The organism is Butyrivibrio sp. AE3006 (genome assembly GCF_000424165.1).
Lineage (GTDB): Bacteria > Bacillota > Clostridia > Lachnospirales > Lachnospiraceae > Butyrivibrio.
Genome location: NZ_AUJJ01000019.1, coordinates 1 through 25,753 on the forward strand (window position 1 = coordinate 1; position 25,753 = coordinate 25,753).

24 protein-coding genes are annotated in these 25,753 nt (G+C 41.3%); 1 reads left to right on the forward strand and 23 read right to left on the reverse strand.

Features of this window, described 5'->3' with window-relative positions:
• Positions 1–342: 342 nt before the first annotated feature.
• The 18 genes from G603_RS0110470 to G603_RS20020 form a co-directional block, all read right to left on the reverse strand.
• The gene (locus tag G603_RS0110470) at positions 343–1,155 is read right to left on the reverse strand and encodes a hypothetical protein (RefSeq protein WP_026670198.1); all 813 of its coding nucleotides are present in this window, start codon (positions 1,153–1,155) and stop codon (positions 343–345) included.
• Between the two features lie 28 nt (positions 1,156–1,183).
• Positions 1,184–1,969 (reverse strand): hypothetical protein, encoded by a 786-nt coding sequence (locus tag G603_RS0110475; protein WP_026670199.1) that lies wholly within the window; start codon positions 1,967–1,969, stop codon positions 1,184–1,186.
• Between the two features lie 211 nt (positions 1,970–2,180).
• Positions 2,181–2,651, reverse strand: coding sequence for an IS200/IS605 family transposase (gene tnpA / locus G603_RS0110480; protein ID WP_026495039.1), 471 nt, complete (start codon positions 2,649–2,651; stop codon positions 2,181–2,183).
• Between the two features lie 198 nt (positions 2,652–2,849).
• Positions 2,850–4,589 (reverse strand): carbon starvation CstA family protein, encoded by a 1,740-nt coding sequence (locus G603_RS0110485; protein WP_026670200.1) that lies wholly within the window; start codon positions 4,587–4,589, stop codon positions 2,850–2,852.
• Between the two features lie 34 nt (positions 4,590–4,623).
• Positions 4,624–5,196 carry a hypothetical protein gene (locus tag G603_RS20000; protein ID WP_051207723.1) on the reverse strand — a complete coding sequence of 191 codons (573 nt, stop codon included), beginning with the start codon at positions 5,194–5,196 and terminating at the stop codon, positions 4,624–4,626.
• A gap of 422 nt (positions 5,197–5,618) precedes the next feature.
• Positions 5,619–6,116, reverse strand: a complete 498-nt coding sequence (locus G603_RS0110500) for a hypothetical protein (protein WP_026670201.1) — start codon at positions 6,114–6,116, stop codon at positions 5,619–5,621.
• Positions 6,117–6,134: 18 nt separating this feature from the next.
• Entirely contained in the window at positions 6,135–6,929 is a 795-nt protein-coding gene (locus G603_RS20005; protein ID WP_051207725.1) for a class B sortase, read from the reverse strand.
• Positions 6,930–6,997: 68 nt separating this feature from the next.
• Entirely contained in the window at positions 6,998–8,176 is a 1,179-nt protein-coding gene (locus G603_RS0110510) for a pectin acetylesterase (RefSeq protein WP_035792850.1), read from the reverse strand.
• A gap of 50 nt (positions 8,177–8,226) precedes the next feature.
• Positions 8,227–8,943, reverse strand: coding sequence for a DUF6320 domain-containing protein (locus G603_RS0110515; protein WP_026525769.1), 717 nt, complete (start codon positions 8,941–8,943; stop codon positions 8,227–8,229).
• Positions 8,943–10,247 (reverse strand): hypothetical protein, encoded by a 1,305-nt coding sequence (locus G603_RS0110520; protein ID WP_026525770.1) that lies wholly within the window; start codon positions 10,245–10,247, stop codon positions 8,943–8,945. The genes G603_RS0110515 and G603_RS0110520 overlap by 1 nt, the downstream gene beginning before the upstream one ends.
• Before the next feature lie 25 nt (positions 10,248–10,272).
• Complete coding sequence (locus G603_RS20010) at positions 10,273–12,870, reverse strand: right-handed parallel beta-helix repeat-containing protein (RefSeq protein ID WP_081667591.1); 2,598 nt, start codon at positions 12,868–12,870, stop codon at positions 10,273–10,275.
• 102 nt (positions 12,871–12,972) lie between these two features.
• The gene (locus tag G603_RS0110530; protein ID WP_026525771.1) at positions 12,973–13,785 is read right to left on the reverse strand and encodes a response regulator; all 813 of its coding nucleotides are present in this window, start codon (positions 13,783–13,785) and stop codon (positions 12,973–12,975) included.
• Positions 13,786–14,001: 216 nt separating this feature from the next.
• Positions 14,002–14,793 carry a response regulator gene (locus G603_RS0110535; protein WP_026525772.1) on the reverse strand — a complete coding sequence of 264 codons (792 nt, stop codon included), beginning with the start codon at positions 14,791–14,793 and terminating at the stop codon, positions 14,002–14,004.
• Between the two features lie 160 nt (positions 14,794–14,953).
• Positions 14,954–15,568 (reverse strand): GNAT family N-acetyltransferase, encoded by a 615-nt coding sequence (locus G603_RS0110540; RefSeq protein WP_026670203.1) that lies wholly within the window; start codon positions 15,566–15,568, stop codon positions 14,954–14,956.
• 104 nt (positions 15,569–15,672) lie between these two features.
• The gene (locus tag G603_RS20015) at positions 15,673–16,476 is read right to left on the reverse strand and encodes an ATP-binding protein (RefSeq protein ID WP_196808064.1); all 804 of its coding nucleotides are present in this window, start codon (positions 16,474–16,476) and stop codon (positions 15,673–15,675) included.
• Positions 16,469–17,794 (reverse strand): IS21 family transposase, encoded by a 1,326-nt coding sequence (istA, locus tag G603_RS0110550; protein ID WP_081669896.1) that lies wholly within the window; start codon positions 17,792–17,794, stop codon positions 16,469–16,471. The genes G603_RS20015 and istA overlap by 8 nt, the downstream gene beginning before the upstream one ends.
• A 324-nt stretch (positions 17,795–18,118) precedes the next feature.
• The gene (locus G603_RS0110555; protein ID WP_026525773.1) at positions 18,119–19,081 is read right to left on the reverse strand and encodes a hypothetical protein; all 963 of its coding nucleotides are present in this window, start codon (positions 19,079–19,081) and stop codon (positions 18,119–18,121) included.
• A 14-nt stretch (positions 19,082–19,095) separates the two neighbouring features.
• On the reverse strand, positions 19,096–19,566 hold the full coding sequence (locus G603_RS20020) for a DNA/RNA non-specific endonuclease (RefSeq protein WP_242829674.1): 471 nt from the start codon (positions 19,564–19,566) through the stop codon (positions 19,096–19,098).
• 183 nt (positions 19,567–19,749) lie between these two features.
• Here G603_RS20020 and G603_RS0110565 point away from each other — a divergent pair, with 183 nt between their 5' ends.
• On the forward strand, positions 19,750–20,316 hold the full coding sequence (locus G603_RS0110565) for a hypothetical protein (RefSeq protein ID WP_242829675.1): 567 nt from the start codon (positions 19,750–19,752) through the stop codon (positions 20,314–20,316).
• A gap of 184 nt (positions 20,317–20,500) precedes the next feature.
• Here the strand turns inward: G603_RS0110565 and G603_RS0110570 are convergent, their stop codons facing one another.
• The 5 genes from G603_RS0110570 to G603_RS0110590 are packed head-to-tail and all read right to left on the reverse strand — an operon-like array spanning position 20,501 to position 25,739.
• Positions 20,501–20,974 (reverse strand): GNAT family N-acetyltransferase, encoded by a 474-nt coding sequence (locus G603_RS0110570; RefSeq protein WP_026525775.1) that lies wholly within the window; start codon positions 20,972–20,974, stop codon positions 20,501–20,503.
• A 27-nt stretch (positions 20,975–21,001) separates the two neighbouring features.
• A complete protein-coding gene (glpK, locus tag G603_RS0110575) occupies positions 21,002–22,480 on the reverse strand; it encodes a glycerol kinase GlpK (protein ID WP_026670205.1) in 1,479 nt (492 codons plus the stop codon).
• Entirely contained in the window at positions 22,477–23,409 is a 933-nt protein-coding gene (locus G603_RS0110580; protein ID WP_026670206.1) for a transketolase family protein, read from the reverse strand. The genes glpK and G603_RS0110580 overlap by 4 nt, the downstream gene beginning before the upstream one ends.
• A 60-nt stretch (positions 23,410–23,469) precedes the next feature.
• Positions 23,470–24,294 (reverse strand): transketolase, encoded by an 825-nt coding sequence (locus G603_RS0110585; RefSeq protein ID WP_026670207.1) that lies wholly within the window; start codon positions 24,292–24,294, stop codon positions 23,470–23,472.
• Between the two features lie 14 nt (positions 24,295–24,308).
• A complete protein-coding gene (locus G603_RS0110590) occupies positions 24,309–25,739 on the reverse strand; it encodes an L-fucose/L-arabinose isomerase family protein (protein ID WP_026670208.1) in 1,431 nt (476 codons plus the stop codon).
• Positions 25,740–25,753 lie beyond the last annotated feature (14 nt).

Genomic DNA, 25,753 nt, shown 5'->3' on the forward strand with positions numbered 1-25,753 from the left:
TGACGAGACCTCCCCGAGTACCACACGTTTCTTTCACTCCATGCACCAACCAAATTTACTATGCGCGGTTCCGTACAGTTATTGGGCTTTGACTTGTCTAGTAGCCTTACCCCCATATCAACATAGCCTCATATATGGTTTCTGTTCGTAAGGTCGGAGATTTGCCTACACCTTCCTTCAGATTCCCCTCACGTTAACGTGGTTATACCACGAAAGGACACCCTTGGTGTACAGCTATGCCCTTCCCACTGTCGGGCGGGCTAGGGACTTTCACCCATTAGAAACGTGCGCCGTCGGGCACACTAGCAAAAATCCCCCATCAGATGGGGGATTCTATCAATCTTACTTCTCATAGTTCACAAGCTTATATAAGACAAAGTCTCTGTATTCAAGAGTCTTTGAATACTTGTCCTTGTAATAGATACGGAATTTGGTCTGCGCATTCATTTCATGGCTTGAAACTTCATAACCATAGAACTTAAATGCGACTTTATATGCCACATTTGACAAAGCTACCGATGATCCGTTTTTTACCTTTTTAATATCTTTTACGGTTTCTATTTCGCCATTTTCCTTTGTCGCATGCTTATAGGATATCTTTTCTATTCGCACAAGTTTGTATCCCGGAGTCATGGTAACTTTAAACTTTCCTTTTGCAGGATAGTTCATTCTTGGAAACTCATCAAGTGCAGGATACGGAATCTGTTTACCTCCAAAGGTTATCTTCTTAATGGGGTAATCGTCGTAAGCATAGACCATGATTTTCTTTTTCTCACGACTTCCATCCTCTTTTACAATATCAAAGGTGACCTTGTATTTTCCTGCCTTTAAAGCGTAAAATCCCATATCAATTTCAGTGATCAGCTCGTTATTTCTGTAGGCGGTTAATGTTTGAGTATTGAAAGCCTTAAACTTCTTACTATAAGTTTTTATGTTCTCTACATGTACTGCTCCATCATATTCTGCCTCCATAGCGTGATTGAAAGCAGAATCTACTCTGATCCTTATTCTTTTAGGTGTATAGTTACGGGGCGGATAGGTATCTCTCACCGAAAACTGAACTGCTTTAGCAGTAATGGCATGGTTCCCGGTTACGAGTAATATCGCTGCAAATAATAAGGCTAATAGTCCTGTCCATTTATTCCTGGTTTTCATTTTTAATCCTCTCGTTGTTTGTAATATCTTATTTTGCGAAATTCACCAATCTGCTGATGGTATAGTAAGTACTTGATATTTCCTTTGTTTTCTTATTCTGATACTTTATCCAGATAAAGGTATCAGCCTCCATTCTGTCAAGATCGTTTCTGAATTTACCATTTGAAGAGTGATATTGATAGTGACGATTACTTAACTTTATAACCGTATTGTTTTTAATCCGGTGCCAGTCAGCTTTATTAGAGTCCTCAAGATTTGTCTCTCCATACCATACCTCAAGAAGCTTATAACCTTTTTTCATGGTAATCTTAAGTTTTCCCTTTTTGGGGATGCGTAAAAGACTGTAGAAATTGTCGCTTAGAAGATTTTTTTTCGCATACATAACCTTCTTGCAGGGCTCCTGCTGTTCAAGCGTTTTGGGCTTTCTTACTTTTACGGTAATTACCTTGTGATCCTTTATCACACCATTTTTTGTAATAACATCAAACTCAAAAGTATATTTGCCCTTCTTATCGGTCCATATACCAATTCCCATCTTGGTACTTTCTGTATATTCTTCATAGCTAACCCGAAAAACCTTCAGATGCTTGCAGCTGGTCTTGAGGTTAATGATGTCGTCACCTCTTGCGTCTGTTTCCAAATCAAAAAGGTAATCATTACCTGTAGCGTAGTAACCACCCTTGTAATAAATAACCTCAACAGTATCATCGCACTTAACAGCTGCCCTTGCGCTCATATTCCATGCATTAAAAATGCATAACAAAAAAGCAGCTGCAAATACGAGCCTTGCTAAAAAATAATTGATTTTTTTCATAGATTTTTCTCCCAACAAAAATATTGAATGTTGCAGAACACAACAGAATAAATTTTAGCATTCCGTCTGAATATACGCAATCAGAACCACCGGCTTAGCCGGTGGTTTGTTCTGGCCCTATAAGGGCCTGTTACCGGCACTGAGTCTAAAGACTCGCCGAATGGTTCGCCAGCCGCAACATCATTTATCTACTGAGCCCCCTGGGCTCGTATTATTTGTTTTGTATTACCGGCTTACCCGTGAACGGGTCGATGTACTCTTTTAATGTCATCTGGTCATACTCTAAATCTTCTTTTAATTGATTTCTTATATATTCTTGAATCTTTTTCGCATTTTTTCCTGCTGTATCAACATAATATCCTCTACACCAGAAATGCCTATTTCCAAATTTGTACTTAAGATTCGCGTGCCTTTCAAATATCATAAGCGTACTTTTTCCTTTTAGATACCCTACAAAGCTCGAAACACTCATACTTGGAGGGATTCTCACAAGCATATGTATATGATCCGGGCACACTTCCGCCTCTACTATTTCTACACCTTTCCTTTTGCATAATGTACTGAGAATATTTGCTATGTCAGCCTTTAACTGCCCGTATGCAATCTTTCTTCTGAACTTTGGTGCAAACACAATGTGATACTTACAGTCCCACTTTGTGTGTGATAAACTATTCATGTCCATTTTGGACTACCTCCTGTGTTTTACTTTGGTTGGCGAACCGTAAGTAATTCTAACACGGGAGGTATTTTACTGTAAGCTAAAGCAGCTGTTGTCCCCCTGCATAGCAGGGGGTTTATTAAAAGATGCTACACAATAAAAAAGGCGCATGTTCCATAAGGTTCATGCACCTTTTCTACATTTTTCAAATTATGAAATTACTTATGCTGCCTTCTTTGCATTCTTTTCAACATACTGACCATAAAGTGTCTTTGCTGCAATTCCTGCAAGCACCAGTGAAAGAGCGATCAGAAGAACTGCGATAGCTGACTGGATGAGAGCCCAAACATCAGCTGCTCCGCTAAGGTATGCTGTCATCTTAGCCATAACTGTCTGAACAAGTGAGCAGATAGTTACTGCAAGCATGAATACCATGGGAACATAGAACATCTTGTTGTTCTTTCCAACCTGACCAAGCCATGTGCATACTGCAAGAAGTCCGATTGCTGCAAGAAGCTGATTAGCTGCACCAAAGAGAGGCCATATCTTGGTATAACCTGTCATACCAAGGCTTACACCAAGTACAACTGTGATAGCTGTTGCTACGTAAGGATTAGCGAGAACCTTCTTGTAGCCTGCAAGATCCTTCTTGTCTACATCCTGATCCACGAAGAATTCCTGGAACATATATCTTGCAAGGCGTGTAGCTGTATCAAGCGATGTAAGGCAGAAAACTGAAACTGCAAGGATCAGCATCTGATACATGATGTTTTGGAGACCGGGTGCGAAGGATCCGATCATCGCTGATAAGCCGCCTGCAAATACCTGAGTAGGGCTTGCGTAAGCGCCTTCTGCTGCTGCGCTCCATACGAAGCCGATAGCGCAAAGTGAAATAACTGCAACTGCGCACTCGATAAGCATTGAACCATAAGCTACAGGCTGTGCATGCTTCTCGTTGTCGAGCTGCTTAGCTGTTGTTCCTGAAGATACAAGTGAGTGGAAACCTGAAATAGCTCCACATGCAATTGTTACGAAAAGTGCAGGGAAAGCTGTACCTGTTGTAAATACGCCTGTTCCCTTAAGTGCTGCATCGCCGAAAGCAGGAACTGAAAAGCTTCCGTTTCCGCTTACTACACCGCCGATAACTGCGATCACACCTGCTGCGATCATGAAGTAAAGCAGGAATGAGCTGAGGTAATCTCTGGGCTGAAGCAGAATCCATACAGGAGTTACGCTGGCAACAAGGATGTATGCGCCAACAATCCACATCCATGAATTGTATGTAAGTGAAATCGGATGGAAATTAAGACCGATTGCCACGATTGCTGCAATTCCGGCTACGCCAAGAACTGATGCTACAACGATGTTGGTATTTTTTCTGTAAACAAAGTATCCAAAAGCCATAGCCAGTGCAATGAACAGAATAGAAATCATTGCTGTTGACTCATTTGCTGCAAGAGCTGCTCCTTCAACTGCTGCGCCTGCTGATGTTGTGCTGCCGAATGTGCTTGCAACGATTGAGCTGAAAGCTGCAACAACAAGAAGTAGTGTCAGATAACCGAATGTAAGGAAAAGTCTCTTAGCTTTTCTTCCCATTGAATCGTCGATGATCTCACCGATTGACTGTCCCTTGTGACGAAGGGATGCTACGAGTGCACCGAAATCATGCACACCACCAAAGAAAATTCCACCGATAAGAACCCAAAGTAAAACAGGTACCCAGCCGAAAACCGCTGCCTGAATAGGTCCGTTAATAGGGCCTGCACCTGCTATTGATGAAAAATGATGTCCCATAACCACCGGGGTCTTTGCAGGAACATAATCCATTCCGTCCTCCAGCTCGTGAGCCGGTGTCTTTCTCTTAGGATCAATTCCCCACTGTTTTGCAAGATATCCGCCATATACCACGTAACCTACGGCAAGAATGGCTAAACTTGCGATCAAAAGTACTGCTGCATTCATTTACTTCTCTCCTCCTTATTCCCCATTATGTATATCAACAGGCTATTTCACCTGAAGATGGGCTTATTTCCTCTCTCCCCTGTTTATCAAAAACATCCTGCAAAAGCTTCCTCATATCCCTTGCATTGGAATTGGTAACAATCTCTTCTGTCTTCATTGAAACCGCTGCTATTCTGGCTTCGCTGTGACCTCTGAAGTTGAACATGTAGCCTTTATCGAATCTGAATTTCTTAACTGCCTTTTTCACATCATCAGAAAGTTCGCCATCTGTAAGAAGCACAAAGGTGATATAACTGCACATGTGATCCTTCTGCGGATATTTGCCGCCCTTTCTTACAAGCTGCGGCTCTATGATTTCCGTAATGTGCTCTCTTATGGAATCAAGAGTAGCTTCGGATAACTCGTCCTCTGTCACGAAAAACACATGCTCAAATGCATTTACAGCCCAAAGCTGTGCTTCTTTCCTTAGTACATATTTCTCACTGAAGGAATGAAAATACGCATAAGCAGGATAAGTCACATTTCCTAATTTATAATTTTCACTTATATCGAAATTTACCTGATAACGGTAAAGAAGATCTTTCAGATATTCCCCTTTTGATAACATTTCTCTCTCCCCGAAACCTGATTCATAAATCAATTAAACTTAATCAAGTTTCTTGATGTTTTATAAAAACAACTTAGAAAAACTTTATCACTTTGACGCGTTATTGCAAGATGGTAAAATTAATCTCTTTTGACATTAATTTTGTAATGTATTTTAGGATTTTTATTTTGAAGTATATTCTTGAATTATTTTTAGACAGACAAAAACCGCAGCCAAAGCTGCGGTCATTCGTCTAATAGTTATTCTTCCGGAGCTGTTCTGGGAACGAACCAGATAACAGCTACTGCGATCAAAAAGAAGATCGCTGCTAAAACATGAACCATAAATCTAACTCCCCTCATATTCGGTTTCACTTACTGTCATTATATCGGATAATTTATGGAAAGTTTATAGCCAATTTATAAGTATTTTTCAATTAAATCTTAAACATTTTTGCCAAAACGCCCGGCAAGCAGAGTTGTAAGGAATACGGAAAGACTTGCCAGCATCACTATAAAGGTAATGGCAATCCTGTTGTCATCTCCTGTCTTTGGCAGATCGTTGGTGGTGGTCGCTACAGTTGCCGCAACTGAAGTAGATTCAGATGATGCTGCGCTTACTGAAGTAGTCGGAGTTGAAGCTGCTGATGACGCCGAGGATGCAGATGTACTCGTAGCATTATTATTGTTATTGGTTGTTGTGCTGGCTTTGCTTGATGCGTTATTTGATGCCTTACTTGCTGATGTACCTGAGCTCGCGCTTTCCGCTGCAGCTGCTTCCTCAGCTTTCTCTTTATCGGTGTCCTTCTCATCATCAAGAAGTCCCGCATCATAGTTGTCCTTGATATCAACTTTTACAGCCAGAGCCTTCTGACCCATGGCAGGTGCCATAAGCATCAGCACAAATACCTGAATTGCCAGTAAAATCCTGATTTTCTTCATAGTAAACTCCCCTTTTCTCTAGCAGACTCTTTTTGCAACCACAAGAAGTCTTCCATTTTTCATAGTGTAGTCACAGGTCGATAATGTCAAAAGTTCATCACCGTAAGTGGCTGTTGCAGCAATCTTGTGAAGTGACCTGTGTTTAAGATTGGCAACGTATGTATCAAAAGTTTCTTTATCATCCAAGTTAATGTAATCGGCATACTTGAAGCCATTTTCACCGTTGGCCGATGTATCAAGGACAGCGATAACTTCATAAAATCTCTGCTCTGTTGCCGTATCAAGCTCGAAGGCCTGATGCTTTCTCATATACTGCTCATCCTTGAAATACTTAAGCGTTCCAAAGATTGCCCCCGACTTCATGTTGTGACCATGAATAAGGAGGTGATTGTCGTTCATATCACTGTTACATCTCTTATCAAGAACAAGAAGCCCGTTCCTGTCTGAGTTTTTGAAAAAATCATGTTCAAGATAGTAGTCATTATCATCCTCCTTGAACATAATGGGATAATCGATATTCGTTCCCTGGATCCTGAGCCATCCCTTCATATCGGAATTCTTTTTTGTTAGATACTCCATTTTAAGGGTAACCAGGTTGGTATTTTCTTCTGCGGGATCCTCTGTGGCTGCGCTTACTGTCCCTGTCCTTTGAACAGATACGGACGCCATGGCCTGGACCTTTTTCATATTGGCACTGCTCTTTTGCTCAGAATACATCTGAACAGCAAAAACACCTGTACCGGCTATAAAAGTGATACAGGACAATGCAAGAATGGTTCTTCTAATTGTTTTTGCTATAGTCCCCCTTCGCATAAGCAGTTCCCCATAGTGTTTTCATTACCATTTTACAAATGATATTTCGGCATAAAATACGATAAAATTTAGTCTGACTCAAGAAGTTCCATGCCTACATCATATAAATTCCCGTTCACCGCATCATAAAGCCATCTGGCCATTGTCACATCATCCTGAGTAAACCTTGTAAAATAAGGCTCCCTGACAGCCGTGTGTACCGTTCCTCCCTTGGTTATAAGCGGTATTTCCCAGTTATTTATAAACATGTGGAAATTGGGAGTTATCTTTTTAAGTTCAGCCACCATTTCCTTTAGCTGCTCAAAATATGCCTTTTGTACATCCTCATCAGTGGCGTATTTTTTATAGGTAACATCATTATAATAGGCACTTAAAACATAATCTCTCGTGGAGCTGGAGTACAGATACCTGATCTTCTCTCCATACTTTTTATAAAGAGCTTTATACCAGCTAAGAGTTATATTATCTGAATCTATTGCTTCACAAATCGGTTGCGGCGCCTTCCAGACCTCCCTTGCTGTAGAAGCCCACTTTTTATATAAAAGTAGCGCGCTGTCTGAAAGGACTGTTACATCGCTTACACCCTGATACCACACGCTTAAAATCTCATCCGTAAGTGCAGGTACCGCAAAAGCGCCTGCGCTGTTACCCGCTATAAGGAGCTTCTTGGGACTTCCAAAAAGATTCCTTGCTCTTGCCATACCTTCCATGAAGTTCAAATATCCATGAAAATAAAGGACATGGTTATCCCCGTCCTCACCTTTATATGGAAATTCATTGTTACCCACATGAAAATCGCCTGTGGCATAGGGAATATCGATGATACTGTAGTCCCTGAAGGGATTGCCGGTATCCTTCATGTTCATTATTCCCATATCAATATTCATTATCTGTGTGAAAGGTCTTAGATTATTCCAATAATAATTGGGAAGTGCAGCTGCCACCTTACCGCCTGAAACGGGTCTTGCAGCCGTATATTCATTCCAGGCTACGCCCCCACCGGAGAAAAATATACACAGCTTTTTGGGATCAGCTATTTTGACATAGATATAGTATTCGGAGCCATCCCCTGATATCCCCATTGGAACAGGCACCCTGTACCAGACCTTTTTCTCAGGTTCTTCCGGTAGCTCAGGCGCCAGCATATCCTTTTCAACAATTCTTTTTCCGATGGAGTTCTCTACAAAATCCCCTAGATGAAGCTCCAACATCTGTTTTCGAATCTGTCTTTTTTCACGAATACCCATAAAGGTATCCCCCCTCAAAAGCAATTTTTTATGAAAAGCAGATCATCATTTTATACGTTAAACATTCTTCCCGCAGCGCTTCTAAGCTCTCTAAACCTGAAGATTATGGCTGCAACCATTACGATGGCAAAGCCTGCCATGGTGAAAACAGCAGCATAAGGAAGATGATTTTCACCTCTCCAGATAAAGAATATCTGAGCAAAGGAAAGTACTGCGTCAAAAGCAATATAAGAAATGTATTCTTCAAATCTGAGCTTCATCGCTTTAGCAATAATATAGGTCACAATGGTATGACCGATAAGGCAGAACGGAATCATCCATACAACGCTCCAGCCATAGAAGCCCGTCATCTTATCTATGTAGTAATCAACGATTATGGCCACCATTACTTCCACTGCCAGTACCTTAAGAATATTGTAGCGGTATTTCATTATGGCGATTATATCAAGCCACACCACAATACTTCCAAGAATGGTAGCTCCTGTCCAGGACATCATCTCACCAAAAAGGTATCTGAGAGTGATGCAGACAACTATAACAATAGCAAGTATAAAGGTGCAGATTCTCATGAAGGTAACGCCTGTGATTTTCCTCTCATTGAGAATGGGAAATGCTTCGTCATCATCTTCAAAATCATCTATATCATAAATATCTTCATCTATGGCTGCTCTTTTCATGCCATCCTTATCAAGGATCTTGCCTTCGCAAAGTGGGCAGCACTGCTTTTTGCCTCTTATGGCAATTTTACATTTCGGACAATATAACATTACTTATTCACCTCGTGAGAACTATGTTTTTCGGGAACAATGTCAAAATCATTGGTTGCAAGTTCAACACCTATTCCCTCTGCAGTAATTCTTCTGCAAAGATTCAGCATTGTGGGGTGCGTAGTAAATGCGGAGCACTCACCAAATACCATCTTGTCTCTGAAGCTGCAGATTGTAATCTGTTCCTTGGAGGCGGTCATGAAAGCGCTGAATCTCTCGATGAAAGGAGTAACCTCCGCAGGCATTTTTATAACACCCATATTGGAAATGGATGTGGTAACGCCGCTCTTGGCAGCTGCATCGAATCTGCCGATGGCATAGTCTTTTATAAAAAGCGGAACAACCTTGATAGCAAGATTGTGTTCAAGAGCCGCATATGAATTCATGGTGTTATTTACTCTCTCCGGCTCAAGCTGCTTCTTAAAGGATTCGCTTACCACCTTGATTATGCTGTCCAGTGTATTGTCGAAATCCAAAGGCTCAAATCTGATACTGATTACACCAAAGAAATTTCTTGCGGTGTTTGACTTAAAATACTGTCTTAAGTTAACCGGCACGCTGACAATGATGGGCTTCTTTTTCTGAGCCGTAGACATTGTATCAATGATTGCAGCTATATAAATAGAAGTACTAAGAACACCTACCGTACAGCCATAACGCTCTGCCAGCTTTTTGAATGCCTTAGCTGAAACCGTCGCCTCAACAACGTGAGATTCATTATTGGCATCTGTCTCGCCGTGAAGCTGATATGCGTGATTGGATGAAAGGCTCTTAAGCTGCTTTAATCCTTTAACATTCTGATAGAAATGTTTGAAGGCATCATTATTCATCTCCTGAAGTGATGCGATCTCTGCTCCGAAGAAATCTCCGTCAACGTGGAAATCATGGGCGATCTCCAGATATCTTGTGACAATTCTTCTAAAAAGGCTGAAGGCTCCGGTACCGTCTGCCAGTACGTGGAACATCTCCATGCTTATCCTCTTTTTATAGTAGATAACCCTGTAAAGAAGGCTCTTTTTCCCGGGAAGATACAGTGCACTGCAAACAGGCAGATGCTCCTCTTCCACCACGCATTTCAGATTGGAATCCTCCAGATAATACCAGAACAGCCCTCTTCTCAAAATGCAATTGAAAAATGGATATTCATCTATGGTCTCATCAAGAGCTCTCTGCAAAATCTCACCATCAACATCCTCAAAGAGCTCGCAGCAGATTCTGAAAACCCTGGTATTTGCGCCTCTTACCGTAGATGGTATGATTTTTGCCGCATTATCAAGTTTGTACCAATTAGTTCTTTTTTCCATTTCTTACTATATTTCGCAAAAAGCATCAAAGATTCTCTACAGTTTCTGTCACCGGTTCAATAGGTGATGTTTTGACTCTGTAGATTACATCTTCAAGCGAAATAAACTTCTTCTCCTGTATAAATTTTAAATATTTTGGTGTAAGCCTCATGGTGATCCTGGGCTCTAATTCCTTGTTCACTCTGTCGCTGATAGTCTTGCAGGCATCAACGGGATCATGTGTCATGCTCTTACTTAGTATACACAATAAAGTTCCAACTGTCTGAACAAGTCCGCCCATATTCATATCCATGGAAGCATCAATTGACTGAAGTGAATTAACTTTCCATTTCGTCTTTTCAGAGTATATGCCATATTCACAGTCAACTTCAATAAGCTTCTGCGTTTTCAGGTCGCGAAGCCACGCTGTATTTCCTTTTACAAAAATGTCCTGCACCTGGAAAAGTGATCCATTATAAGGGAATGAGACATTTTCGCAATTAGTCATGGTTATATTGGACTGTATCTCTACAGCCTCAGGCTCTTCTTTTTGAACGATTCTTTTCCTTGGTCTGCCTTCAAGACGATCTTTCTGATGAAAAGAGATCGACCTGTCATCATTGCTGCTGAAAAATACGGTGAATCTGTCCCCTGCACCCTCTTCAAAGGGTCCGCAGAGAGGGTGTATTCCTCTTTTTCTTCCAAAGTAATCGGTATCGAATAAAATCGGAGTACCGTCTCTGTTCTCAAATCGCTGCTCAGGCTCAAAGGCTTCGCCCAAGATCTCCGTGGAAATCATCCTTGTCATAGCCCTGGGCAGATACTCATAGAGATTGGTGTGAAGTCTGAAATTCCCTTCCTCTTCTGAAACCATAATCTTAACTGTATGGTTATTTTCGATGTGAGGATTTATCTCGCTATCGCAGGGCTTAGCGCCATTGAAATACGCGTTGCCGTAAGCCCAAACAGGCAGATGATCATAGTATTTGTCATTGTAGCCGGGGCCGAATTTTTTAGTAAAATCAGGCTTAAGGGACTCAAAATATTTCGCTGCAGTGGGATAACCGTTATAGGGCACAGTTCCACAGATAAGATTGCACTCCTCCATGGTTCCCATATCCATGCTGTTCACATAGTCTCTTAAATCCTGGCGTATCTCTTTTTGAACAAAGATATTGTTGTAGAATCTGGCATCTCCGTGAAGGATCGTCATGAATCCTGCAATTGCCGTCGAATGCGGTACATGGTACGGAGTATATCTGCAGCTCTGGAACTTAAGACCGCCATTGTCAGTACCGCTTCCCACATAGGAAAATGATCCGTTTATAAGATTATGCACCAGGGCAATTCCCTGAGTGCTTAGTCTCATGGAAATATCTGAAAGCATCAGATTGTGGTCTATAAGCGTCGGGCCATGAGACACTTCAACAAAGATATCCTCGCCAAGACTAAGGGGATTTGAAATCTCGCAGCCCTGGGGCGGAGTATTATCATGGAAGAAATTCTGAGTAACCCTTGTACCCTGCGCCTGCCAGTCAAGCCACAGACCTCTTGTACAGTTATGGATGTGGTTTCTTCTGATCACAACATCAATTGCAGCATGCATCTTAATGCCGCCGATCTCTGCACCTGCAAGATTCTGCTTATTATTTATCCTGTAAATATGGTTATCTTCTATTGTACTGAAAACACCGCCAAGGTGACCTACAATACCGGTCTGACCACAGTCGTGAATATCACAGCGTCTGATAATGTGAGACCCGATATTTTCCTTATTCCAGCCTTCATTTACAGCCTGACAGATTGCATCCCTCTCTGTCTGTGTGCCATCCTTATGAAAAGTCGTAGTCCACTTGTTATCATTACCGGGCTGTAAATATTTTCCAAGAGAAATACCGCTGCACTTGGACTCTGAAATCTCGCAGTCCTCAATGATCCAGCCCTTTGCCCAATGAGGTCCGATAAGACCATCCTGATATGCCGTAGGCGGAGCCCACTGTGTAGCAGCCTGCCTAAGTGAAAAGCCTGAAACAGTAATGTAGTTTATGCCGTTTTCCAAAGGCATGAAGCAGTTTCTTCTGACACTTATTTCTACATTTTCTTCATTGGGATCGAGACCGTGGAAATTGGCGAAGATAACCGTATCTCCGGACTCCTGCGCTGAAAACCATGTGAATACAGAAAAATCCGGCTCCCAGGAAGCTTTGAAAACAAGAGGATTCTCGCACTCACTAATAGAAGAAACTTCATACATGGATCTGCCATTAAGGTAGACATCACCAGTATGAACCTCCTTGGGTGAAAAGAACCAGTCGCCCTTTACAGGAACAGTAAAGGGATTGTAGCTGCCGAAAATGTTATTCGGCACATTGACCTTCCATACGTCTCCGTTAAAATGAACCCAGTCGGTAACTCTCTCAGCGCCTGTAATTACTGCTCCGAGAGGTTCCACTGAGGTATAAACAATTGGTTTATCTTCTGTTCCGGAATTGACCGGATGAACATACTCTCTGTAGATACCGGGTGCAACTATTACAACATCACCGGGCTTTGCGATATCTGCAGCCTCCTGAATAAAGCGGAACGGGTGATTTCTCGTTCCGTCGCCACTTCGAACTACGTTTTCCGAAACATAAATCTGCATGACAACTCCCCTTTCCGCAGGTCCCCCTGCAGGCATATTATTTTTAACAAATAAATGAAATACGAATTGCTCCATGACTTTCGTCTTTTAGCAATCTGACACTTATTTCATTATATCACAAATAACCCTTAACTTTTCTTTATAGCTGCGATAAAGAGTCAAGAGTTTATCCTTGTTTTCATTTATGAAATTAAAATCTTCTTCCTTGCCTGCTTTTTCAACTGCCTCAGCAAGCTGCGCAAGCTCGGTAGCACCGATAATTCTGGATGTACTCTTAAGAGCATGAACCTTGGTTGTAAAAAACAGGTTATCTCCTCTGTCGTAAGCATCCTCAATTTCAAGGGATTTGCCATCTATGGCCGTTGCAAAATTGTTCAGGAATTTCTTTAAAGATTTGGCACTTCCGCAGAACTTAAGACCATCCTCAACAGAGATACCTTCTATTTTTGATATCTCCTGCAAAAGCTCCTGGTCTTCATCATCTGTAGTTTCCTTAACTTCAGCAGAAGCTTTCTCAGAATATGGATTCTTCTGAGAAGGCAGATAGTTTTGCAAAGCATCCTTAAGCTTATCGCCCTCTATGGGCTTTTGAAGTAAATCCGTAAAGCCAAGGTCTGTGTAGAATTCCTTGCCATCCTCCTCAGCGCTTGCAGTTACAGCAAGTACCGGCATGTCGGCATAGAGCTTCCTGATTTCCTTAAGGGTCTCTATTCCATCCATTCCGGGCATCATTCGGTCAAGAAGCACCATATCAAAAGTGTCATCAAGGCGTTTAAGACACTGCTCCCCACCTGTGACCATCCTTAGCTGGACATCTACTCCTTCAAGTAATTTCCTGACAAACTGCAAATTAAACTGGTCATCATCCACGACCATTATCTTTGCTTTCGAAGCGTCAGATACAGGTAAAATCATAATAAATCTCCCATTAAAAAAATATTTTTATAAATACCAATCCTTTGTTGGACATATGTTGGACATAGGTACTTATACTGAAGACGTATCGTAAATTCATTTAGATTTCTTGAGGGGGAGATTTAAAGTGAAATAAAGTATCTGTATTGAATATAGGTGCTGCGATAAAGTGAACCGGGATGCACTCTCTCCTGCATCCGGGTTCATTTTTTTTCATTAAAAATCATCCAGAAGCTCTGCTTCTGTCAGGCTGGCCCAGTAATAGGAATTCATATAGACTCCTCTGAATGCTGATATCGCATCCTTATCTCCGTCCAAATACCTGTACATATCGCAATCTATTAATTCAGGTTTTATTCGCATTGATCCACTTTTTATTTCCAGAATGTCACTTATCTCATATTTGGCCAGTGTCTCCTTCAGACTTCGCACTATAACATCCATCTGCTTCTGCATTGAGCGATCGTAAAATCCATCCTCCCACAATGCCGCAAAAGCTTCAGGTCTTGTCACTGTTCCGCCTCGCTGATCAATCAGATAAGCAAGCAGTTCTTTTGATTTGGATCTTTTAAATACTATTGTCTCTCCATCTTTGAAAACATCAAAGTTCCCAAAGGTCATTGCCTTAATAAGGTAAGGTGTCTCTTCTTCCTTATTCTCGACTATATACTTCAGCTCTTTGAACAACTTTTCTTTTTCAATGGGCTTAAGCAGATAGCCGTCTGCGTGTACCGAAAACGCATCAAGGGCATACTGTGCATATCCGGTTAAAAACACAATAGAAATTTTATGATCTTTCTCCCTGAGCTTAGCCGCCAGTGTAACGCCGTCCATCTCAGGCATATCAACATCAAGAAGTGCCACGCCTACATTGTTATCTTCAACGTATTCAATAGCTTCTTTTGCCGACGTGAATCCGATCACTTCATCGAAGAAACCCGATTCATCCATAAAGGAAATCGTAAGATCCAGTATAAGGTCGTCGTCATCGACGCATATCGCATTCATTCTTGTCATCCCTCACAGAAAGAAATTATTAAAATTTTATTAATTTTATAATAGCATATACTGTGCTGTGTTAGCGTCGGGGGACTTTGACCATTCAGCATCGGACTATTTTGACCAATAATCATCGATTCAAAGTAGCCAATGGTGGTTAATCCCCTTTTTATGTTGTTACTACATGCCAAATAACCGGATTAACAAATCCGCAGGATTTGTATAATGCATAAGGATTACTTTTATTAGCCACACGTCCTGACACAGTGACAAAATCTGCCTTATTTTCCAGTCTTATCAGCAATTCGCATACTATGTATTTACCTAATCCCAGTTTTCGATAATCGGATGAAACTTGTATCCATTCCAAGACACCTTCTCCAATACGGGTATCCAACTCGGCAATACCGGTCGCGACTATCTTTTTACTGTCTGATTCAATTACAGAAACCCATAAATCAGGATCATAAACCGGATGTGATTTGTATGCTAACATTTCTTCAATCGACATGTGTTCATGCTCGTAGCAGGAATTTATGTGTTCTGCAAAAGATTTCTCTTCACATTGAACAAGTTCAAATCTGTCAGGAAGAACTGCTTCTTTAAGATTTTTTAAATCATGTATAAGTCTAAAATACTGATCATCAAAGCCATCATATTTACAGTTGGAAAACTCATCATCCCGCAATACTTTCATATGTTTCGGAATGTTTATCGTCTCTGCTTTCCAAAATGGCAATGATGAGGCTTTGCATGGATCTGCAAGATATTCTTTGGCGTTCATCGAAATGCTCCTAAAGTCTGGTTATATATAAATAAACTCTGCTCCGAATTGTACCATAAATAAAGCAGATACTGTTTTTAAAGCCAACGCATCATACAAAAATGTTACTTTGTCTTTACCGCTTGCTGCTTACTTCTGCTGGTCTCTATGGCTATGGTTTCCAGCTTTCTGCCCCTATAGCTTTCCCCTTTTATCATGAATACTGTGGCATCATCAAAAATACGATCAAGTGCACATAGAAGAGAAGAATCTTCACTGAAGAACTCGCCCCACTTATCAGGGCTCTTGTTACTCGTAAAGATCATAGTGTTTGGACCTTCTTTATTGTATCTTCGGTCAACCATGTCAAAAAACATACGGGTACTTTCTTTATTGAACACACATCTTCCTATCTCATCAATGATGAGGCATGATGGTTTGACAAGTCCGTTAATTGTAGATCCTTCGTGCCCGAATTTAACAGCATCCACAAATTTCTGGTTCAGCTCCGTGGCTTTAATGAAGTAGGATTTTAGACGGTTATTACAGCATTCCCTTCCATATGCCATTGCAAGGTGTGTTTTGCCCACTCCCTGAGGTCCTATAAAAGCAAGGTTCTTTCTTGCATATACAGCACTCAGAGATTTCAGGTTTTTCAGTGCATCCATCTGTTTGCCATGGATTATCGTGTAATCAAAGCCTTCAAAAGTTTTCGGCTCCTTTAATGGAAGGCGGCTCATTTTCAGCAATGTCGCTATGATGGTCTCATTCTTCTGCTGGCAGAGGTGGCTAAGTACTTTGTCTACTGCCTCAAGCTGTTCAGGGCTCATGTTCTCGGAATCTATGAAGCCCGGAAGATTTGATGCATAAGTACCTATCTTTAGTTCATCCGCATGTGAAAAGATGCTTTCAATCAGAGATTCACTCATTCCACAGTCCCTCCCCAAAGTTGTATTTTGAGAATCCCGGATCCGGCTCTGACTCCCTGGTTTCAAGCTCAAACATCTTGGCGGTTACCGGCATTGATGGATGTTCTTCAGGCTGTGAAATGGCATACTGATCCCTACAGAACTGGTCTCTGCGGCTCCATGTGACATCATGCTTGGTAAGGACTTTTGACAACTCATCGTCATATATAGTTATCTCGAAATCCTTACGGTTTATGCGGCATGCCTTTTTGTGGTACCAGTAAGGCACTCCAAAACGTCTTCCCTCATAATTAACAAAACCGTCAAAGCTTATTAATCTGAGAGGGCATAAATAAAACGACAGCTCATGTGTTAGTTCAAGAACCTTTGCGACCATCCAGCAGCTTTTCTGATGTTTTTCATCAGGGACACAATCTACAGCCTTGTGGTATCTGGTATTCTGCGTATTGCACCACTGCAGGGCCTGTATGTTGAGCTCTGTTACATTACTGAAAACTCTTCCTACAACAAAGTTCTCTTTTACAAAACGTACAAGTCGCTCTACAGAGCCTTTCGTAAATGGATGTCTCGGTTTGCACAGCTTCGTCTTAAAACCGACCAGCTTCATGAAAGCCTCATAATCATGCTGCCATATGGGATTCCCATCAGAATCACGTCTGATAACAACGCTCTTCATGTTATCTGTAAGAACATACTCAGGAACTCCCATGTAAAAAAAGGCATGTATCATACCTATAAAGAGATTCTCCTGCTTGGCATTTGGGAAGAACTCTATATATCGCTGTCCACAGTGATGACAGATCATGGCAAAGCAGGCAACCTTATATGTGGATCCATCACTGGCATCTACATTCACAAATCCCCAGTCCATCTGGTAAGACTCACCGGGACCTGTTTCGTAGCGTCTGCCCCGGTTACCCTGCTGAGAAACTATCTGACGCTTGGGAGGAATCAGATCCTTATGTTCCTCCATATAGACCCTGACCTGTGTCTGACCGCCTTGGTATCCCAGCTCTTTTATTCTGTCATAAATAACCACAGCGTTTATTATGTTATTCTTAAGATACTCATCGATAACACCGGTATACCCAGTAAGGACGGTCACCTCAGCTTTCTTTCCTGTATTACCATGAGGTTTGATTATAAAACCATCCTTCTTATAACGTCTGAGTTTTGAGCGGCTGATACCAGTTCTGCGTTCCAACTCAGCAATGTTGACCTTGTCTATGCTGTAAGAATCCCCCATTTCCTGTTTCATCTTATCCACTGCTTGTGTTAAGATTTCTTGTAAGTCATTACTGATGCTTTTTCTATACATTTTCCTCCTATCTGATGCGTTGGCTAACATCAGTTTAGGACAAAAGATAAGTTCAGTAATGACTTTTTGGTTATTTTCTTGCGATGAATTATGGCTGTTTTAATCCGATGATAAATGGTCAAATTTCTCCGATGATATTTGGCGATTATCACCCGATGCTAACAGCTGAATAATAAGTACTAAAAATTGCTCAAATAAAAAGTCCCGACATTTCTGCCAGAACTTTTAATGACTCTTATTATAATCTAATATTTTCTGTTGAATAATGTTGTCGAGAATAAAAACCTGTTGTCGAATACTCGAATATTGATAAACAACTGTTTATCATGGATGGCAATTACCACACGGATCATATCCTTGTGAAATCAGTTCATCACGACTAGCAGATGAAGTAGCATAATTCTCTGGTTTTATCTTTTTCACAGATTTGCAAGACGGATAATGAAATTTCATTGTATTAGTATTTAATACATATGTCTCTTCTGTATTTTGTTGTTCAGGAATGTCATATGTATTAAAGTTATCGCCATTTCCTCCACCGCCCTGACTTGTTTCCTCCTGAACATTTTCCACATTTGAAGTATCTGATACAACTTCAGTTGAAGCAGCGGGTTCACTCGCAATTCCTTCTGCCTCTTCAGAGACTTTATTTTCTTGTTCTTGTTGAACTACTTCATTAGACTGTTCATCTTTAGGTAAAGCATCTGTTTTTTCGTCGATATCTGTTTTGGCTTTGTTCTCTTCCTTAGCAGCCTGATCTGGCGAAATCTCAGTTGTCACTATATTGTTTTTATCCTCATCCAAGGGTTTATCGTCTTTGGCTTCAGTTGTTTTCTTCTCATCGGATTTTTGGGAGGTATTTAATACACCAGCTGAATCTTTCTTATTTTCGTTCACGCATTTCTCATCAGATACTTTTACTAAATCACTGTCCTTCAACTTATCACTGCCTGAATCATCTTTCTTATTATCTTCTAATGTCTTCTCCGGTATAATTCTTAAAACTTCTGCTTCAATCTGCTTATCATCTACCGCCTTTGTATTATCTGATGTAGGAAATGACATAGTTCCAACAATAAATAACACTATACTCACGATTACAGTAATCCATTTTTTTCTAAATTGTTCAGGTATAAACTGCAATACCTTTTCACGCAATGGTGAAACAACTACAGCTAAAAGGAGAAATAGAACTCCACTAATTATGCCACCTTTTGTGGCAAATCCTACAAGCGCCATCAACGAAATAAAGCACGTTATTCCACACAACAATATCTTTTTTATCATGAAAATCTTCCTTTCTATGGATTACAGTTTTTACAAGGCACATAACCATTATTGATAAGTTCATCTCTTGGTCCATTATGATAAAGCTTATTCTTTTCTTTCATAGCTTCAACACTACTGCACCAAGAATAATGAAACTTTTTAGTATTTTTATTTGCTACATAACTTCCTGTGATAACATTTGAATCCAAAGGTTGTTCCGGAGTTTGTTCATTAAACTCATTATCTTTTTCTGAAGTATCTGCCAGATAATTGGGATCCGCTTGATTACTACCATCCTTGTAGTCAATTATAACTCCTGGCTGTACATTGAAACAAAAGACATTAAAACTAATCCCTTTCCCTTTATCTTCTACAGAAAGTGCTTCAATAATAACTCCATTGCACAACAGATTACTGTCATTAAAAACCGGAGTCACTCGATACATTACATGATTTCCGCTACCTTTAATGTATGAAGCCACCATATTTTCATAGGGTAGCATACCCTCTACATTCATGTATCTTGTGCCAATGCCACTATTGCACCTTCTTACCTCTTCTTATCTCTTCGTATCTTCATTAGAGTACATCTTATCGGACATCTTCTATGAGAAAATTAATTATGTCCTTGGTATAAGCATATTCGAGGAACAAAAAAGAAACATTTTGGAGGAATATATACACTAATGATATCCGAAAATCGCACAATTCTTACCCACATGGAGGAGAACAATCCCGATGCCAAAATTATTATTTCTGATGATGGTAAAAAGATTGTTGAAATACAGAATATCCGAATCAGTGGAAAACGAAAAATTGACTGGGATGGGGTTGAGCAATACTTAAAAAAGTATATCGGTAAAAAATTTATTGTCGAAGAAAATGGTAAAACTGTTAATATAGCTTCTGATTTCCCTGATGAATATGCTAACAGTAAGGATTCTACTAAAAGTCATGGCACTATAGGGAAAGCAAAAGCAAACGCTGCTCAAGCTATTCCCGAGTTAATCCAAACTTTGTCTGAAATAAAGTATTTTTCAAATCTAGATGACAAGCATAAATCAGACTCACCCAATGGTTGGTTGAGAGGAACAGTTCATTTCTGTTTATCTGTAACAAATGACAAAGGAGAGGTTATAGGAACGAATACATTCCGTGGAAGAATGGTAATAAGGTGTGATTCCGAAAATAAGTTATACTTATATGACATTGTGACAATAAAAAAGAAACGTAGCACCCCGCTTGAGCAATAGCTGTACGGCTCGGCATAAATGCCAACCACATTTCTTGATAATATATTACATTTGGAATACTCATATGTCAAGTAATAATCCATATAGAAAAAGGCTTATACGCTTTTCTCAATTAAGCATATAAGCCTCTTCTTTCTCGTTGTATGTTCAATCAGCAAAACTTCTTCCTCATATAAACATCACCTCACAGAATACAAACCATAATGTATTCTTCGCTGTTTTCAGCCACTGTTTTAAAGCCGACTTTTTCATACATCCTAACAGCATAGTTTGCTTTTTGAACAGATAAAGAAGCCTGCTTAAATCCTTTTTCCTTTAGCAGATTAAGCATGTTTTCCATTAGTCTTGTTCCGATGCCTTTACCTCGATATTCCTTATAAAGAGAAATTACCATTGACGGAGTATCATCATCCACATGTCCGTAATCGTTCATGATTCGGGTCCAGACAGCGCCGATGACTCTGCCATCATCCTCTGCCACAATACAGTGATCTGCCTCACCTTTTCCGAAATTCTCATAGTACAGCTTCAGTTCAGGCCGCTCTATTATGTCTCTCGCAGGTGGCTTTGCGCCTTCAGGAATGAAAATGGCTTCGTACAAAAAATTCTTCAAAATGTCATATTCATTTTCTCTGATTTCACGAAGTATCATTTTCATCCCCTCTTCATAGCACAAAACATCGAACTATGGCTGAAGCACTTTTCTGACAGCAGCCTTCCAGCCATTGTATTTCTTATCAACTTCACTCTTATCCATTGACGGTGTGAAGGCTTTTCTCTCTACTCCGTCAAAAAGCTCTGCCTTGTTATAGATTCCAAGTGAGAGTCCTGCTGCGTATGCAGCACCCATTGCAGATAATTCCTCTGCGGGCGGAACCATTACAGGAACGCCCACGATATCTGACTGGAACTGCATGAGGTAGCCATTTTTGGTGGCACCGCCATCAGCTCTAAGCTCTGTGATTGGCACGCCGGCATCATCATTCATAGCCTTTACGATATCTGTTATCTGATATGCAATGCAGTTAAGAGCATCACGAACTATCTCAGCTTTTCTGGTAGTTCTGGTCATGCCACAAATTACAGCTTCTGCCTTTCCATCCCAATAAGGTGCACCAAGTCCTGAAAAAGCAGGAACAAGATATGAATGATCATCCTCAGATGCTTTTCTTGCAAGCTCTTCTGTCTCAGATGCTGAGCTTATAAGCTCGAGGTCATCCTTGAGCCAGGTGATGACAGCTCCGGAATAATTGATATTTCCCTCAAGAACATACATAGGCTCGCCGCCCATGCTCCATGCAAGAGATGTCACAAGACCGTGGTCACTTAAAACTTTATCTTTTCCGATATTCATCATCACAGATGAACCTGTGCCATAAGTGGCTTTGACCATTCCCTTTTCATGGCAACCCTGACCGAATAATGCTCCATGGGAATCACCAAGAACACCTCTGATCGGTACAGGCTTATCAAGAAATCCCTCAAAATCCGTTTCGCCATAGTCTCCGTCAGAATCAGTAACTTCCGGGAGTCCGGTTACAGGTATGTCAAAAATCTTGCAGATTTCCTCATCCCAGCAAAGCTTTCCTATATTGAAAAGCTGAGTTCTTGATGCATTTGAAAAATCGGTTTTAAATACCTTTCCACCGGTCAGTCTGTAAACAAGGTATGCATCTACCGTTCCATAGCGAAGTGCATTTTCTTCCGAAAGCTTTTTGGCTTCCGGAACATTTCTTAGGATCCACGCAATTTTGCCTGCAGGAAAATATGGTGAGAGATTTATTCCTGTGGCCTCTCTTATAAGGTTTGCATGACCCTGCTGCATTATCTCATCACAGATACTCTCTGCTCTTGCACACTGCCATACAATAGCATTGTATACAGGTGTGCCATCCTTTTTCCAGGCTATGGAAGTCTCTCTCTGATTGCTGATTCCAACACCTGCTATTTCAGATTTATCGATGCCGGAGGAAGTAACCGCTTCCTTCACGACACCTATTGTATTCTTGTAAATTTCTTCAGGATCATGCTCAACCCAGCCCTTATCGTTAATTATCTGTTTGTGGGGAAGATCCTTTCTCGCAACCAAAGCTCCCTTCTCATCAAAAATAATAGCCTTTGTGCCCTGGGTACTTTGATCGATACCTAAAATATATTTGCTCATGCCAGTGCTTCCTTTGCTTTTTTAGCTATGCCCTCAGCATTCATTCCGTAGTAATCGAATACTTCTTTGGATGTACCTGTGATAACAGGTGCATCGGGAAGTGCGATCTCAAGAACCTTCTTAGGGCAGTTTGCAGAAACAACCTGAGCAACCATTGATCCAAGGCCGCCAAAGGGTGCATGCTCTTCTACTGTTACAACTGCTTTAGTCTTCTGAACTGACTTGATGATTGCTTCGGTATCAAGAGGCTTTACGCAGTACATATCGATAACTTCAGCACTGATACCTTCTTTTTCAAGGAGTTTTGCTGCATCTGCTGCGGGCTTAACCATCTCACCGCAAGCGATAATTGTAACATCGCTTCCTTCATTCACAATGGTTGCCTTATCCATCTCAAAGGGACAGTTATCCTCTGTGTAAGTGTCCTCTACAGGATTTCTGCCGGTTCTGATATATGCGGGCTTTTCATCCTTCAAAAGAGCCTCTACGAGATATTTTGTCTGATGTCTGTCTGAAGGCAGGTAAACTCTCATGTTGGGTATAGCTGCCATAGCAGCGATATCCTGTGCACTGTGATGACTCATTCCAAGTGCGCCGTAGCTTACGCCGCCGCTTATTCCGATGAGCTTAACGTTCATGTTGGAGTATGCGCAGTCTACCTTTGCCTGCTCATAGCTTCTTGTTGAAACAAAGCTTGCAGGAGACGCTGCAAAGGGCTTTTTACCTGTTTTTGCAAGACCTGCTGCGATACTTACAAGATTCTGCTCTGCTATTCCGACCTCCACTGACTGCTCAGGGAAATTTTCAAAAAATGGTGCAAGTGATGCTGAACCTCTGGAATCACTGCAAAGAACCACGATATCCTTATCATCCTTTGCATGTTCCATGAGCACATCACAGATTACTTTTCTATTGGGTATGTTATTCATTAAATGACCTCCAAATCAAACCGCCGCCTGTTATTGGCATTGGCCATATACTTCCAGATTTTAGCTAAGTGCCTTAATGTGCTCATCAAGGTCTTTCATTATCTGCTCATACTCCTCGGCAGTAGGCACGTGATGGTGCCAGGATGCCTTGTTTTCCATAACTGCTGAGCCCTTGCCCTTAGTGGTGTTGGCGATTATGCAGGTAGGCTTTTCCTTAGTAGCCTCAGCTTCATCAAAAGCAGCTTTAAGTGCGTCAAGGTCGTTACCATCAACACTTATTACATGCCAGCCAAAGCTTTTTACTCTCTGGAAAAGATCCTCATGGGCCATTACATCCTCGGTGCTGCCTGAAATCTGAAGTCTGTTTCTGTCGATGATGGCACAGAGATTATCAAGCTTATACATGCTGCCTGACATGAAACCTTCCCAAACGGAGCCCTCTGCCAGTTCACCGTCCCCCATAACCACATAAGTGCGGTTCTTTCTGCCATTCATCTTATTTCCAAGAGAAATGCCTACGCTTACAGGAAGTCCGTGTCCAAGGGATCCGGAATTCATCTCCATGCCGGGAAGCTTGTTGTTGGGATGTCCGATGTACTGTGATCCGAATTTGGAAAACTTACTTTTTACTTCATCAAAATCAAGGAAGCCTTTTTCACAAAGAACAGCATAGTAAGCCTCAACAGAGTGTCCCTTACTCATGATGAAAAAGTCTCTGTCAGGATCATCCTGATTTTCCGGAGAGATGTTCATTCTATCAAGATAGAGTGATACAAGAATCTCCATAACACTCATGTCTCCGCCGATGTGACCACCGCCGCCTTCCATGATTATGTCTACTGTATCTTTTCTTAATTTGTATGCTAATGCTTTAAGATTACTCACGTATTGCCTCCTGATCATACTTCATCAAAAACTACGTCTTCACCATGAAGATAAGCCTTAACCTTATCCTCGATGGGATCATAGAGATCGGGCTTAACTCCGATGTATTTGCATGCCTCGTAGATTACGGGCACGATATCCTCGTGGATACCTACGCAGTGATGGATGTAGGGTCCCTCAACTACCTTTGCTTCAAGACGCTTTAAGTTTGCAACTTCAACCCAGAGATAGGTTCCCTTTGTGAAAGGTCCCTCAACACCCTTAGCGTGTCCAAGAAGGATTGAATACTCACCATTGTCACCATCAAAACGAGCCAGTGTAAGAAGTCCATGCTTAGCTTCAGCTGATACTGCTCCGTTATGCTCGAAAGCAACAGGTACGCAGATTGTGGGCTTTTCCTTGGCAACAGAGATGGGCCAGGGGCCGCAGTGCTGCAAAAGCTCACCGTTTTCGTTGTCAGGATGACGAACTGTCCAGTCTGCAAAGAGGCCTCTCTTTTCATTCATGCCTGCAGCCTCAACAAGAATCTGTGTGATGGCACCGTGTATATCTGTTTCGCATACAACAGGAATGCCTTCTTCATTAAGTAGTGAATTTGCTGCGCAGGGCATGATTCCGATCTCGCCCTGAAGTGCATTCCAACACTGGATAGCGATTGCACTTGCGCCATATTTTGTTGCAAGGTTCTTCATAGCGATCTTGAGAGCAGCTACATTTGTAAGAAGATCCTCTGAAATATCGCAGGTCATGTTTTCATGGCAGTATGCTACTACCTCTGCAACCTGATCGGGAGTCTTCTCTTTTACTGTCTTAATCTCAGCTGTAAGCTCAGGTATCGGAATAGGTGCAAGCTGAATGTTGAACTTTTCAAGAAGCTCACCTTCGTTGCACATGGTGCTCCAGAAATCGAAGGGTCTGGGACCGATCTGAAGAATTCTGATGTTTCTGAACTTCTTAACAACGTTACAAACAGCAAGGAAATCCTTTACGCCTCTTGCAAATTCAGGATCGTCAAGTCTGCAGTTTGTCATGTATGTGAAGGGAACGCCGAATCTTCTGAGAACTTTTCCTGTAGCAAAAAGTCCGCACTGAGAATCACGAAGTCTCATTCCATCGTGCTCGGGTCTCTCATCTCGAGGTCCCCAGAGAAGTACCGGAACGTTCAGTTCTTTAGCAAGTCTTGCACACTCATATTCTGTACCAAAATTGCCATGAGGAAGGAAAAGTCCGTCAACTTTTTCTCTCTTGAACTTCTCAGCGATCTTGATTCTGTCTTCATCATCATAGAGGAGGCCTTCCTCGTTAATATCCTTAATATCTACATACTCTACGCCAAGCTCATCAAGCTTATCTCTTGTGAGGTTCGCGAACTTAATTGCATCAGGTGCACTGAAAATACTTCTTCTTGTAGGTGCCAGGCCAATTCTGATCTTTGCTTTTTCCATAGTCATAATCTCCT

What these genes read in the sequence shown, in the direction of transcription:
- G603_RS0110580 (WP_026670206.1), bottom strand. Translation starts at nt 23,409, where the DNA reads ATGAATAACATACCCAATAGAAAAGTAATCTGTGATGTGCTCATGGAA.
- G603_RS0110500 (WP_026670201.1), bottom strand. Translation starts at nt 6,116, where the DNA reads ATGAAGAAAATCAGGATTTTACTGGCAATTCAGGTATTTGTGCTGATG.
- G603_RS0110515 (WP_026525769.1), bottom strand. Translation starts at nt 8,943, where the DNA reads ATGTTATATTGTCCGAAATGTAAAATTGCCATAAGAGGCAAAAAGCAG.
- G603_RS0110590 (WP_026670208.1), bottom strand. Translation starts at nt 25,739, where the DNA reads ATGGAAAAAGCAAAGATCAGAATTGGCCTGGCACCTACAAGAAGAAGT.
- G603_RS0110510 (WP_035792850.1), bottom strand. Translation starts at nt 8,176, where the DNA reads ATGGGTATTCGTGAAAAAAGACAGATTCGAAAACAGATGTTGGAGCTT.
- glpK (WP_026670205.1), bottom strand. Translation starts at nt 22,480, where the DNA reads ATGAGCAAATATATTTTAGGTATCGATCAAAGTACCCAGGGCACAAAG.
- G603_RS0110520 (WP_026525770.1), bottom strand. Translation starts at nt 10,247, where the DNA reads ATGGAAAAAAGAACTAATTGGTACAAACTTGATAATGCGGCAAAAATC.
- G603_RS0110570 (WP_026525775.1), bottom strand. Translation starts at nt 20,974, where the DNA reads ATGAAAATGATACTTCGTGAAATCAGAGAAAATGAATATGACATTTTG.
- G603_RS20020 (WP_242829674.1), bottom strand. Translation starts at nt 19,566, where the DNA reads ATGCTACCCTATGAAAATATGGTGGCTTCATACATTAAAGGTAGCGGA.
- G603_RS20010 (WP_081667591.1), bottom strand. Translation starts at nt 12,870, where the DNA reads ATGCAGATTTATGTTTCGGAAAACGTAGTTCGAAGTGGCGACGGAACG.
- G603_RS20015 (WP_196808064.1), bottom strand. Translation starts at nt 16,476, where the DNA reads ATGAGTGAATCTCTGATTGAAAGCATCTTTTCACATGCGGATGAACTA.
- istA (WP_081669896.1), bottom strand. Translation starts at nt 17,794, where the DNA reads ATGTATAGAAAAAGCATCAGTAATGACTTACAAGAAATCTTAACACAA.
- G603_RS0110565 (WP_242829675.1), top strand. Translation starts at nt 19,750, where the DNA reads ATGATATCCGAAAATCGCACAATTCTTACCCACATGGAGGAGAACAAT.
- G603_RS20000 (WP_051207723.1), bottom strand. Translation starts at nt 5,196, where the DNA reads ATGTTATCAAAAGGGGAATATCTGAAAGATCTTCTTTACCGTTATCAG.
- G603_RS0110530 (WP_026525771.1), bottom strand. Translation starts at nt 13,785, where the DNA reads ATGATTTTACCTGTATCTGACGCTTCGAAAGCAAAGATAATGGTCGTG.
- G603_RS0110485 (WP_026670200.1), bottom strand. Translation starts at nt 4,589, where the DNA reads ATGAATGCAGCAGTACTTTTGATCGCAAGTTTAGCCATTCTTGCCGTA.
- G603_RS0110475 (WP_026670199.1), bottom strand. Translation starts at nt 1,969, where the DNA reads ATGAAAAAAATCAATTATTTTTTAGCAAGGCTCGTATTTGCAGCTGCT.
- G603_RS20005 (WP_051207725.1), bottom strand. Translation starts at nt 6,929, where the DNA reads ATGCGAAGGGGGACTATAGCAAAAACAATTAGAAGAACCATTCTTGCA.
- tnpA (WP_026495039.1), bottom strand. Translation starts at nt 2,651, where the DNA reads ATGGACATGAATAGTTTATCACACACAAAGTGGGACTGTAAGTATCAC.
- G603_RS0110535 (WP_026525772.1), bottom strand. Translation starts at nt 14,793, where the DNA reads ATGAATGCGATATGCGTCGATGACGACGACCTTATACTGGATCTTACG.
- G603_RS0110555 (WP_026525773.1), bottom strand. Translation starts at nt 19,081, where the DNA reads ATGATAAAAAAGATATTGTTGTGTGGAATAACGTGCTTTATTTCGTTG.
- G603_RS0110540 (WP_026670203.1), bottom strand. Translation starts at nt 15,568, where the DNA reads ATGAACGCCAAAGAATATCTTGCAGATCCATGCAAAGCCTCATCATTG.
- G603_RS0110470 (WP_026670198.1), bottom strand. Translation starts at nt 1,155, where the DNA reads ATGAAAACCAGGAATAAATGGACAGGACTATTAGCCTTATTATTTGCA.